General features: G+C 38.8%; 9 protein-coding genes and 1 pseudogene. 5 read left to right on the forward strand and 5 right to left on the reverse strand.

The window, feature by feature from the left end; all coding sequences use genetic code 11:
- A pseudogene (locus EYS08_RS25885) lies at nucleotides 1-296 on the forward strand (hypothetical protein); the annotation flags it as partial.
- A gap of 160 nt (nucleotides 297-456) precedes the next feature.
- On the opposite strand, the gene EYS08_RS21830 reads toward EYS08_RS25885, so the two are convergent.
- Complete coding sequence (locus tag EYS08_RS21830; protein WP_131032097.1) at nucleotides 457-1,083, reverse strand: HAD family hydrolase; 627 nt, start codon at nucleotides 1,081-1,083, stop codon at nucleotides 457-459.
- Between the two features lie 52 nt (nucleotides 1,084-1,135).
- On the opposite strand from EYS08_RS21830, the gene EYS08_RS21835 reads away from it, so the two are divergent.
- The 4 genes from EYS08_RS21835 (at nucleotide 1,136) to EYS08_RS21850 (ending at nucleotide 4,741) form a co-directional block, all read left to right on the forward strand.
- Entirely contained in the window at nucleotides 1,136-1,390 is a 255-nt protein-coding gene (locus EYS08_RS21835; RefSeq protein WP_244216015.1) for a YtxH domain-containing protein, read from the forward strand.
- Between the two features lie 63 nt (nucleotides 1,391-1,453).
- Nucleotides 1,454-2,854, forward strand: a complete 1,401-nt coding sequence (locus EYS08_RS21840; protein ID WP_131032098.1) for an MBL fold metallo-hydrolase RNA specificity domain-containing protein — start codon at nucleotides 1,454-1,456, stop codon at nucleotides 2,852-2,854.
- Nucleotides 2,855-2,978: 124 nt separating this feature from the next.
- Complete coding sequence (locus tag EYS08_RS21845; RefSeq protein WP_131032099.1) at nucleotides 2,979-3,665, forward strand: methyltransferase domain-containing protein; 687 nt, start codon at nucleotides 2,979-2,981, stop codon at nucleotides 3,663-3,665.
- A 71-nt stretch (nucleotides 3,666-3,736) separates the two neighbouring features.
- Nucleotides 3,737-4,741 (forward strand): LLM class flavin-dependent oxidoreductase, encoded by a 1,005-nt coding sequence (locus EYS08_RS21850; RefSeq protein WP_131032100.1) that lies wholly within the window; start codon nucleotides 3,737-3,739, stop codon nucleotides 4,739-4,741.
- Nucleotides 4,742-4,979: 238 nt separating this feature from the next.
- On the opposite strand, the gene EYS08_RS21855 is transcribed toward EYS08_RS21850, so the two are convergent.
- From EYS08_RS21855 to EYS08_RS21870, 4 genes are all read right to left on the reverse strand, one after another.
- Entirely contained in the window at nucleotides 4,980-7,754 is a 2,775-nt protein-coding gene (locus tag EYS08_RS21855) for an outer membrane beta-barrel protein (protein ID WP_131032101.1), read from the reverse strand.
- Nucleotides 7,755-8,143: 389 nt separating this feature from the next.
- Complete coding sequence (locus EYS08_RS21860) at nucleotides 8,144-9,283, reverse strand: M28 family metallopeptidase (protein WP_131032102.1); 1,140 nt, start codon at nucleotides 9,281-9,283, stop codon at nucleotides 8,144-8,146.
- A gap of 401 nt (nucleotides 9,284-9,684) precedes the next feature.
- On the reverse strand, nucleotides 9,685-10,623 hold the full coding sequence (locus EYS08_RS21865) for a DUF6607 family protein (protein WP_131032103.1): 939 nt from the start codon (nucleotides 10,621-10,623) through the stop codon (nucleotides 9,685-9,687).
- A 23-nt stretch (nucleotides 10,624-10,646) separates the two neighbouring features.
- On the reverse strand, nucleotides 10,647-11,852 hold the full coding sequence (locus tag EYS08_RS21870; protein WP_131032104.1) for a PepSY-associated TM helix domain-containing protein: 1,206 nt from the start codon (nucleotides 11,850-11,852) through the stop codon (nucleotides 10,647-10,649).
- Nucleotides 11,853-11,912 lie beyond the last annotated feature (60 nt).

Genomic DNA, 11,912 nt, shown 5'->3' on the forward strand with positions numbered 1-11,912 from the left:
GACTCTCCTATGCAGAGCCTGAGATAGAACTCTCAGCAGATTCCTGTTTTACGGCACAGGAACAGGAGTTTCTTGATCATCGGATAATCCGTCTTGAAGGGAAAACCCAAAAGCAGAAAAACCCATATCAGGCAAAAGACCTAAAGAGGTATGTATGGGCAATAGCCAGACTTGGGGGATGGAAAGGCTACGAAAGTAAAAGACACCCAGGAATTACAACCCTTTGGATAGGCATCAAGTATTTTAAAGCATCAATGCAGGGCTGGGATATCCACAGAGATGTGTCCACACGATAGGCGCAGGCGGGAATCTTAACGGGATAGACTTTTAGGATTATTCATAAGTGGTCCTTTTTTTCAAAGGCATTCATGAGCACTACGTGGTTCCCAATCGACCCGATAGCCATCGGGTTGAGAATGACGATCTCTAGCAACTTACTATTCTCAAATGGCGTAACTAAGATTGACCTGCTGCCTTATGCAAATTACTTAGATCTGTTCCCCTAAAAGTGCTTTCGGCATTTGGGTGCAGGTTTTCGGGGTCCAGTAAAAAAGTAGCTATCCCTAGTTCCAACCCAAATTTAATTTCCGATTCCGCATCATCACCTATAATTAAAATATCATCCGTGTTTAAGGCGTATTTATCAATCAGTAGTTTAAAAGCTTCCTTTTTATTGGTGGTTGAAACATCCACAACATGTACGGCTTCAAAATCATCGGCAATGCCCAACATCTTTACTTTTGAGGTTTGCTGTTTTGGGAAACCTGCTGTTACAATAAATTTCCGGCCTTTAAGACTTTTAATGTAATGATAATCATCACTTGGTTTTAATGGTTTCGTTACCTGGCGGTTTTGCAGGTAAGCAAGTATATCGGGCATTAATTCTTCGCTAAAGCCATATTTTTTGGCCACTTTTTGAAAAGGCGTTCTAAGCATGTCTTGTTTTGCAAGCTGAAAATCTTCTTTACTGATCCCTAAATCCAAACTTTCCAGGAAATTGTATAACTCACCCATTAACTGTTCTTCATTTGGTTTGGTAAAATAGATGGTATTGTCTAGATCGATAAAAAAAATATGCTTCATTTAAATGGAATGATTTATGTTGTAATAAAAGCAAAACAACAAGTGCTAATTAATGTTTAATTATTTAAAGAATAAAGTTATGACAAAGGAAACAAAAATTATTGTAGGCGTATTAGCTGGAGCAGCACTTGGTGCAACAATCGCATTGGCATTATCTTCAGATTCGACAAGCGATTTAAAAGGTAAAGTATCAGATTTTTTTGCTGATCTATTAGACGCTTCAAAAGATAAATTAGCGGGTTTAGCAGATAAAGCTACAGGTGTAGCCGATAAGGTGAAAGATAAAATAGCAGAAATAAATGCATAAAGAATTGGAAGTGCCGGAAATATCCGGCATTTTTATTCTATATATTTTCTAACCACCATCTCAATGAACATTGCTTTTCATGGTGCCGCCCGTACAGTTACGGGGAGTAAGCACCTTATTACCTTAAAAAACGGCACTCAGATTTTATTAGATTGTGGCTTATTCCAGGGAATGGGCCATGTTACCGATAAATTAAACGATTTTTTCGGCTTTGATGCCAAAAAGGTTACTTACCTGGTTTTATCACATGCACATATAGATCATTGTGGCTTATTGCCCAAATTGGTTGCGGAAGGATTTGAAGGTAAGATTTTCTGTACTTCGGCAACTATGGATCTGGCCCGCATTTTAATGATGGATTCTGCCAAAATCCAGATGCAGGATGCAGAATTTTCTAACCGCCATCTGCGTGAAGGCGAAGAAATGGAAGAACCGCTTTACACCGATGAAGACGTTACCAAAACGCTTGGTCAGATGAAGATTGTGGAGTATGAAGAAGATTTCGAGATTGAGGCGGGAATTCGGTTAAGGTTTACTGATGCAGGGCACATTTTAGGTAGTGCTGCGGTACATCTTACCATTGCAGAAGAAGGAAAACCTACACGGATTACCTTTTCTGGTGATGTTGGCCGTTATGGCGACCTGCTTTTAAAAAGTCCTCAGCAGTTTGATCAGGCCGATTATATCTTAATGGAATCTACCTACGGCGATTCGCTACATAAAGACCTCGATCCGATCGAAAACATGCTTTTAGAGATCATAAATAATACCTGCAAAATAAAAAAAGGCAAAGTAATTATTCCTGCCTTTGCCGTTGGCCGTACTCAGGAGTTACTTTATGCTTTAAATGGACTTGAGTTAAAAGGTAAACTGCCTGATGTATCTTATTATGTAGATAGTCCTTTATCATCAAAAGCGACTGAAATTCTTAAAAACCACCCTGAAGTATACAATAATGGGGTTAAAGAAACTTTAAAGGTAGATCATGATATATTTGGTTTTAAAGGGCTGCGTTTTATCGAAAGTGTAGAAGAATCGAAAGCTTTAAATGCCGATCCCAGGCCATGTGTAATTATCTCTGCATCAGGCATGGCAGAGGCTGGTCGTGTAAAACATCATATTAGGAACAATATTGGTAACCATAAAAATACCATTCTAATGGTGGGATATTGCGAACCTAACTCGCTTGGCGGTAAATTAATCGCCGGACAAAAAGTTGTAGAGATTTTCCGCGATGAATATGAAGTTAAAGCCGAAGTAAGATCGATAAAATCGATGAGCGCACATGGCGATTACGAAGATTTACTGCAATTTTTATCCGGTCAGGACCCAGCGAAAGTAAAACAGCTGTTTTTGGTGCATGGAGAATACGAAGTACAGCAACATTTCGCCAGCAAATTGAAAGATGCAGGTTTTAAACATGTAGCTATCCCCGAATATCATCAGGTATTTGAGATTGAGTAACGATTAAGCGTTGGTCTGGATTTGTATTCCAGACCTTCATTCTCCAGATTTGTAATCTAGTTTTTTTGATTCCTCATTTTCTTTAAGCTTTAGTCTTTCAGCTTTCCTCCCTATCTTTGCCCACATGGATGTTTTTGGTAAAGCGTTAACAGATATTTATAGAACCGGCGAGGCTGATACGCTTTGGTTGCACAATTCGTATGGCGAGCCAGAAGAAATGCCTTTAGAATTTTTCTTCCGTGATGATGAAGATATGCCCGTTCTAGAACTTCAGGCGTTACACATGTGCAGCGGAAAGGTATTGGATATTGGTGCCGGTGTAGGTAGTCATGCTTTACTTTTACAGGCTTTTAATATCGATGTAACGGCTATTGATATTTCGGAAGCAGCTGTTGATATTATGAAAGCGCGTGGTGTAAAAAAAGCATTCATACAGGATGTTTTTACCTATCAGGAAAAATTCGATACGATTATCATGCTCATGAACGGCATCGGTTTAACCGGAACTTTGCCCGGTTTTAAGGATTTCCTGATCAAGCTAAAAGACCTCATCAATCCCAATGGACAGGTTATTTTCGATTCTTCTGATATTGCTTATTTATACGAAGATATGCCGAAACCGCAAGACCAATATTATGGTGAGGTATCTTATCAGTATGAATATAAGGGCGAAAAAGGCAATTGGTTTAATTGGATTTATATAGATGAAGAAACCATTAAACAGATTGCTAAAGAGACAGGATGGAATGCTGAATTGATTTTTGATGATGGCGAAGATCAGTATTTAGTCAAATTGACTTTGATGCAATAATCTAAAAGTCATAAAGCTTTTCGAACTCACGTTTTAAATGAGCAGGCTCATAAATTTGTTAGGATACGAATATGAGCAATACGAAAATTAAACTAAGTGTGTTAGATCAATCACCCGTTCGCAAGGGTGTTACCGCCCGCCGTGCCATTGAAGAAACCACTATACTTGCACAAGAAACCGAAAGATTGGGATATCACCGTTTCTGGGTTTCAGAACATCATAATACCACCAGTTTAGCGGGGTCAACGCCCGAAATCTTAATTGCCCATTTGGCCAATCATACCAAAACTTTAAGGATAGGTTCTGGCGGTATTATGCTGCCTAACCATAGTGCGTTAAAGGTTGCAGAAAGTTTTCGCTTGCTGGAAGTGATGCACCCTAACCGGATCGATCTGGGAATGGGCCGCGCACCGGGTACCGACCGCATTACGGCTTCGATGCTTAATCCATCAAACAATTGGAGCGAGCAGGATTTTGTAGAACAATTGCGCGAGCTGCAACATTATTTGCATGATACCTCTGATGGGGGGATCCAGGCCAAAATAAAAGCCATTCCCATTGCTGAAACCGTTCCGCAACAGTGGCTTTTGAGCAGCAGCGGACAAAGTGCCTTATTTTCGGCGCACTTTGGAATGGGCTTTTCTTTTGCGCATTTCATCAATCCGCATGGAGGACCACAAGCTGTTCAATATTACAGGGAGCATTTTAAACCTTCGGTTGATTTGGTAAAACCAGTTGAAAACGTGGCGCTTTTTGTTTTCTGTTCGGAAGATGAAGAAAAGGTAAAACAGCAGGAGGCTTTAATGGTTTACCGTTTTCTTCAGCTAGAAAAGGGTGGAGGCTTAGCCTCCGTAGGTTGGAACGATATAAAAGACATCAATTATAACGCTGCGGAACAGGAACGGATTAAGGCCAATAAACCACGAATGATTTACGGTACCCCAGCGGTAATTAAAGAGCGGCTTACCAAATTGGCTGCCGATTATGATGTTGATGAACTGATGGCAGTTACCATTACCGAGCATTTTGAAGACCGGATAAAATCGTACGAATTGCTTGCGGAGATGTTCTTATAGGTAAAGTCGTCATTGCGAGGCACGAAGCAATCCTACAACTATGGTGGGATAACAAATAAAACTTAGCTAATGCATTAATATTATTCATTTTTACAGTTGTTTATGACTGCCGTGGTCTGTGTCTCCACAGACCACTATGAAAGTTTGAAAAGAAGAATAGTCGCCGAGGCCTGTGGAGACACAGACCCAGGATCAGATTTCTCTACTGCGGTCGAAATGATGATAACGCTCAATCAACCTAAAAACTAAAAAACGTTTGTCGGCCGCCAACTTTTTGACCAAAGTTTTGGATATTATAAGTGAGGGTAAGCATGCCATATCTACCCAGGTTATTACTCTGCGTATCGATAACGCTGTTGCCCGTAATCTGGATGTTCCTACGCACATTGCTCTGCAAAATATCATTCACCGAAAATTTTAACTGCGCCCTGTCGTTTTTCATGAATAGGTAAGTAAGAGCGGCATTCCAGAATTTGATGTTATTGTTATATCCCGCAATTTTTTGGTCATTGATGGTTAAAGAATAGCTGGTTTCGAAAACCAGTTTTTTGGGATAACGGATAATCAGTTCGGATGTGCTTTGGTGGGTATTGTAGCTAATGTTCGTATAATAGCTATCATCGTACCTACTGCGATTCAAATTTACAGAATACGACTGGTTAATTTCTAACTTGTCATTCAGGTTTAACCTTACACTTCCGTTTGGCCCTACATAAAACACATTTGCATCGCTCTCAATGTTGTTCACAATAACAGGTGTATGATCAAAATTGGCCCAGAAACCTAAACCTACTTTTAAACTGGTTTTATCTTTTTTGAAATCTTTCGAAATATTGGCTCCGCCACTAAAATTGTAAATACCGCTTTTGTTAACCGGATTGATCGTTTGAATGCCGTTATTTATGCTAATAGTGTTAACCACACCATTTTTTGTGAAACTACCGTAACCATATAAATTATAGTTGATGAGGCTTTTAGGATCATATTTGTACATATTCATGCTTAAATTTTGCGTACGGGCAGGCAACAGATTCGGATTGCCGTTTCTGATATAAAATGCATTGGTATTATCTGCAACTGGCTGAAGATAGCTAACATTGGGCTCTGTAAACCTGGCAGAATAGTTAAGTCGGAATATTTTGTACTTCAATTGAAATGTTGGCCACATGAAATTATAACGCTGATCAATATCTACGTTATCGGTAAAGCGGTTGTTTAACGAAATGTAATTGTGTACCAATCCTGGTTGAAGGTAGAGATCTTTAGTTACTTTATACCCTAGACTGATGTTTGTGTTTGTTTTGAAGCCAGCTTGTTTAACGGTTTGCGATAAATTGGGGATTGCAATATCGTACAGCTGGTTAGCCGGATTGCGGTAAAAAGTGCTTAATGCATTTTCGTTATTGATGATATTTCCGCTTACATCTGCTTTAAAATTCAGTTTTTTGCTAATTGGTTCGGTGTAGTTACCATATAAGTAAGACCTGAAATTATCAATGGTATTATTCCTTAACTGATCAATTTCCGAAGTAGATGGCGTGAGGTAAAAAACACTGCTGCTCCTGTTGTAATTGATAATTGGATTAGGGGTTGCAGAAATATCGGCTCCAAGATTGAAAGATCTTCCTGCCTTTTTAAAATCCTTACTAAAATCGGCCCTTAACTGGTACTTGTTGCTTGAAGTATTCAGGTCATTCAAATTATCGAGCGTATTAATGAGCTGATTATTCTCATTATTATTGCTTGAAGAAACCTTGCTTACTGAGTTGTTGGAGCTGAGCACAATTGCCGGCTCTATGGTTAGTTGTGTTAAAGAATCGATTTGCCAGTCTAATTTTCCACCAATATTGTGTTTTAGAATAAGAGAATTGGTATTTTCGCTAGCGTTGGTGATCAGTCTGTCGGTACCTAATGTTTGGTTGGTATTGGTGAGTTTCTCCAGAAGATTATCCGATCGGCCAAAGAAATATTGGGTATTAATTTTGATCCCTTTTTTGGTTAAAGTGTTAAAATTAAAACCACCACCCGACGAAGTCTGGACACCATTATAACTGCCTCCGAAATTAATGCCATTAAACTCGAAATAACCTCCAGAAGTCATCATCATAGAATTTACACCGCTCCTGCTAAATCCACCGATACGTTGTACATCATTGGGGTTAAAGCCCGGCTGATTGATGTTGTTGCCATAAGCCAATATACTTACCTGTGTGGTATCTCTAAAGAAGTTCATTAATCCACCTGCCTGATACAGGTCTTTTAAACCTCCACCAGCATATAGTTTGCCGAAAGCTCCTTTTTTAATCGCTTTTTTCAACTTTAAATTGATAATCTGCGGGATTTCTGCTGCCGTTAAATCCGGATCACGTCTTTTTGCCTGTTTATCATCAACCACCTGCACCTTATCTATGATATTAGCAGGTAGATTTTTGGTTGCAATCTGCTGGTCGCCACCAAAAAACTCTTTTCCATCCACTAAAATTTTACTAACTGCTTTACCGTTAACCTGTATAGAACCATCGGCTGCAATGGCAACGCCCGGAAGCTTTTTTAATAGATCTTCTACCACCGCCGATGGCAGGGTTTTAAAGGATTCTGCATTAAATTCAATGGTATCTTTACGTACAATTACGGGTGGCCTTTCTCCTGATATTACCACTTCGTTTAGGTCATTTGCCTTAACGGAAAGATAGAGGGTGCCCAAATTTAACGCGGGATTGGCTGCGGTTAGTTCAACCTCTTTTCGATATGTTCCATATTGCCATGCGGTTACCACTAAACGGTATTTTACGCCTATGGTTAAGCCATTGATTTTAAAAACGCCTTTGTCATCCGATAATTTATAAGTGCTTAATATACTATCGCCAACTTTATATACTGAAACTGTTGAGTAGTTTAAGGTAGTTTTGTGATTGGCGCTGTCAGCTAAAATTCCAGTAATGCTTCCGTTTTTTTGTGCAAATAAATTAAAAATAACTAAGGTAAGGGCGATTGAAAGTAAGAGTTTCTTCATGTATATTAAATAAGCAAACTAAAGTTAGGCGCTATGTTTTTACGGTACAGATAAATGTGATGAACGATAAAAAAAATGTGACAGATTAAAAATCTGGCTTGGTTCGTCATAAGGTGTATAAACTGATTAAACATTACACCCAATTAAAACAACTAATCTCTTAGGTAAAGGTAGCTGCCTGAAGGTATCTTTGCAAATACTAAACGAAAAAATTACATAGCGTTAAAGAGAAAGAGTCCCACTAAAATGTAATGAGGCTTAATCAAAGGCGCGTAATGTATTAATTTAATAAGAGCATACACACTTGGTTACTATTTAATTATCCCAATCGGAGAAATTGAGAATTAACGGTTTGTACATGATTTAAGGGTTTCGTCATAAAAAGGAAGTTATTCCATCAGTTTCTGGTTAAATCCAACGATCAGTTTAAACAGATCTTTATACTCGGTAAGCGGCAATGTTTCAGGTTTATCGAATACGTCGTGGTAGGCAGACGTACCACCCTGGGTGTAGATGAAGAATGCTGGAACACCTTTTTCGGTAAAGAAATAGTGATCGCTGTTGGCTGCTTTACCTCTGGAGTTTATTTTCGAGATGTAATGATTTTGGTTGTTAATTGCGTTTAGTAAAGCAAATGCTTTAGGATAAACGGATGCATTAACTACCGTTATGCCGGCTTCACCGGTGCCAACCAAATCTAAGTTGATAAGGAATTTAATCTTGTTCAAAGGAATTAAAGGGTTTTCTACAAAAAACCTTGATCCCAACAGCCCAGCTTCTTCGCCTGCGAAACAGATAAAACCAATGGAGTAGGGCTGGGGATTGGCGGCATAATATTTAGCCAAACTTAATAAAGTAGCTACTCCAGCAGCATTATCATTAGCGCCCGGGAAATAAGTGTCAGCACCCATTCCACCCAAATGATCGTAATGTGCTGTAATGATTAAGATGGAATCAGGAAATTTAGTGCCTTTAACTAGGCCGCAAACATTAGCGGCCTCAAAGTTCGGAATGAATTTGTTTTCAATATCAACATTAATTTCTTTTGGTATTGCTTTAATGTTCTTCTTATTGAGCTGGATCGTTGTTATATCGCCAACTTCTGTGGCTACAGACCAGGTTAATTTGTCTTTTAATAAAATCTTTAATGATGGAGAAGCCTGATAGTTAAGGCTATCAATCTCGGTTAAATCTGTCTTTTGTTTAACGCTGGGGCTTTCATTGTTTACAATGAAATCTTTACCGGGGATAAGTTTTTGACCGTTTACAGCCACCATCATTTTTCCTGGGAATGTATTTACAGGGAAATTAAAGGTTTGCTTATAACCAAGCCCCATTGGCAACAGACCAATTTTCTGATACGCTGCATCAAGGTAATCGGCAGACTTTTTCATCCCGTCTTTGGTATAACCTCTGCCCCAAAATTCTTTAGAAGTAAGGGTATTTATTATATTTCTGGTGTAGGTAGAATCTTGTGCGAAAGTGTTTTTTGCTAAAAACAGGAAGATGATGAAGCCAAATTTTTTCATCCCGAAATTTAATAAAATAAAATAGTTGTTGGTCGGGATTTGTAATCCCGATCTTTGAATTAAGGATTTTTAATTTTTGAGGTGGATTACAAATTCACAATTCACTCAGGCGAAATTGCAAATCTCAACTAACGTTGTGTGTGGTTTAGCACCAAGAACTACAGACCTAAGTTAAATAAACCTGATAAAGCGGAAAGCTCGGAACGAGGTACGAGTGAGGACTTGAAGCGATCAGGACTTTAGCGACCGAAGCGCTTCAAACTTTGATTTTCAAAATGTTATTGACCACCTAAGCCACTTTAGTACATCTAAGTGATGGGAGTATCGTATAGAAAAAAAATGGTTGACAGTTAACAAGCCATCGCCATTAACCATCAACCATTCATTATAAAACGATTGTTTTACTTTACCAAATAAGGCTGTAAAGCAGTTTTAATTTTTTCTTTGTTCTGGCTTGCTGTCCATTTTTCTTTGATAGATTGATCGCCAAGACTAAAAAGTGTTTCGTAAAGCAATTTACCATTTGCCATTGTTTGTACTTTGAATGTACTTTGCGAGCCAATAATGTCTGCCCAAACACCACGTACATCTGCCCAATAAGTTTGCTGGCTGGCCCACCATTTTTGCGCATATGCAAAAGTTTTAGGATCTATTTTCGTAAATTCCTCATAACCTTTTTCAACAGCTAAAAGTTTATCGCCGCTAGCGGAGCGCACAATTTTTTTATTGTCCTGCTCAAACATCCAACCATTTTTAGTGATGGTAATTCTGCTGCCACGGTTTAATACATTGTAATCTTTACGCACAGTAGATTCTCTTCTTGGTAATGGCGAATCAGTTTCGCTCGACCAAGAATCGTAACCGCCAACGTGGCTCCATGTTCCGTAACCCTGGTAACGTGGACTATCATCAACCTGATAAACTTTTTGCGTCCATTTTCCTTTTACATCGGCTGGCGTTAAATTGCCTTTTTTCCAGGCATTACCTTCGGTATAAAGCATAATGTTGGTGTCTTCATACGTCCAGTCCTGGCGCCAATGTTTAATAACCGTGGTATCGTTAATGGCCAACATGTGTTGAATTACAATTCTTTTAGGTTCATCAACAATAATCTCTGCCCATTCGTTACCATGGCTTTCGTAAGGCTTACTGAATTTGTAGTTAGGATCTGGAGCAGTAACTTCACCGTAGTTGAAATTCACTTCATAAAAACCAGCCAGTGATTTTATTGCTTTTCTATCCTTTTCTAGTTTTTCTTCTGGAGAGTCAACTTTTGTTTGTGCATTAGTATTAAGGGTAATTAAACCGGTTAATACTAAAATTAGGTTTAAAAATTTCATTTTTATTATTAATTAGGGTGTACTTAGCTTTCCGCTACTGCGGTATTTTTTTTCTTTTTTCCTTTCCCCCACCAGATAATGAATCCAGTTATGGGTAAGCTTGCTGCAATTAAACTGGCAAAAAAGGCCATTATTTTTCCGGTTAATCCTAAAATGGCCCCTACGTGAATATCGTAGTTCATGCCAATTACCGTTTCGCCGCCGTTTTTTTCTGATTGGTTTGTTCTATGTAATAACTTGCCCGAATACTGATCGAACTGAAGTACGTCGTAATTCCAAAACGTTTCTTTGCCCCGGTATCCTGTGGCGTAAATGGTTGCCGAACCACCATTGGCAGGCGACATGGCAATACGATCTTCATTTTTAAATATTTTTCTGGCCTGCTCAAAAGCAATATCGAACGGAATTGCAGGAATGGTTTTAGTCGAGTCTGATTTAACTTCTACCATTTTTGGGGGTGTGGTACTCCCCGAGGCAACTACGTAAACCGTGGTTTGGAACCATTGAAATGCCCAAACCAGACCGGTTAAGGCCAGCATTAGGCAGATCAGCATTACATAAAAACCCAGCACATTGTGCATGTCGTAATTAATGCGTTTAAACTTGGCCTTCCATTTTACTTTAAAGCTCTTATCAAAGTTTGATTTTTTGAGGTTTTTAGGCCACCACATCACCATTCCAGAAATGAGGAGAAATACAAAAATGAAGGTAGACCATCCGATAATCTGCTGGCCAATGGGGTGATTGATCAACAAACTCCAATGGATCATTTTAACTACACCAAAAAATTCATATTTATAATCGGCAACTAAATTTACTTTTCCGGTATAAGGGTTAATCAGCACAACATCGTAATAATCGATAGAATCAAAATACCAGAATGCATTGGGGTCGCCAGGTTTATAAACACCAAGCTCCCATGCCCTTTCCGGTGCTTTATAAGCAGAAATAAATGTGATTTTCTTTTTATTTCCCAGTGCTTTTTCGGCATTGGCCTGTAGTACACTTAATGGGAGGGTTTTAGGATTTGATGGAATTTCTACAAAAATCTCCTTGCGGCGAATGAGTTCGGTAATTTCTTTTTGAAAAACATAAATACAACCGGTAATGCCCAACATCAATACGATTAAACCAGATGCGATACCCAGCCATAGGTGCAGCCAGTCGCTTATCCGCCTTAAACGTGATTTCTTATTTTTTGATCTGGTTGATGTTTTTGTTAGTGCCATTAGCAAAGCTGTATTAATAAAAGAACCAATTGGCCTTTTTAAGACTAATTGGCTTTAAAT

The sequence above is a fragment of the Pedobacter kyonggii genome (assembly GCF_004310665.1).
Taxonomy (GTDB): Bacteria; Bacteroidota; Bacteroidia; order Sphingobacteriales; family Sphingobacteriaceae; genus Pedobacter; species Pedobacter kyonggii.

Bases quoted from the DNA above. Each gene is read 5' to 3' on its own strand.
- EYS08_RS21865 (WP_131032103.1), bottom strand. From the start codon at position 10,623: ATGAAATTTTTAAACCTAATTTTAGTATTAACCGGTTTAATTACCCTT.
- EYS08_RS21870 (WP_131032104.1), bottom strand. From the start codon at position 11,852: ATGGCACTAACAAAAACATCAACCAGATCAAAAAATAAGAAATCACGT.
- EYS08_RS21855 (WP_131032101.1), bottom strand. From the start codon at position 7,754: ATGAAGAAACTCTTACTTTCAATCGCCCTTACCTTAGTTATTTTTAAT.
- EYS08_RS21860 (WP_131032102.1), bottom strand. From the start codon at position 9,283: ATGAAAAAATTTGGCTTCATCATCTTCCTGTTTTTAGCAAAAAACACT.
- EYS08_RS21835 (WP_244216015.1), top strand. From the start codon at position 1,136: ATGTTTAATTATTTAAAGAATAAAGTTATGACAAAGGAAACAAAAATT.
- EYS08_RS21845 (WP_131032099.1), top strand. From the start codon at position 2,979: ATGGATGTTTTTGGTAAAGCGTTAACAGATATTTATAGAACCGGCGAG.
- EYS08_RS21840 (WP_131032098.1), top strand. From the start codon at position 1,454: ATGAACATTGCTTTTCATGGTGCCGCCCGTACAGTTACGGGGAGTAAG.
- EYS08_RS21850 (WP_131032100.1), top strand. From the start codon at position 3,737: ATGAGCAATACGAAAATTAAACTAAGTGTGTTAGATCAATCACCCGTT.
- EYS08_RS21830 (WP_131032097.1), bottom strand. From the start codon at position 1,083: ATGAAGCATATTTTTTTTATCGATCTAGACAATACCATCTATTTTACC.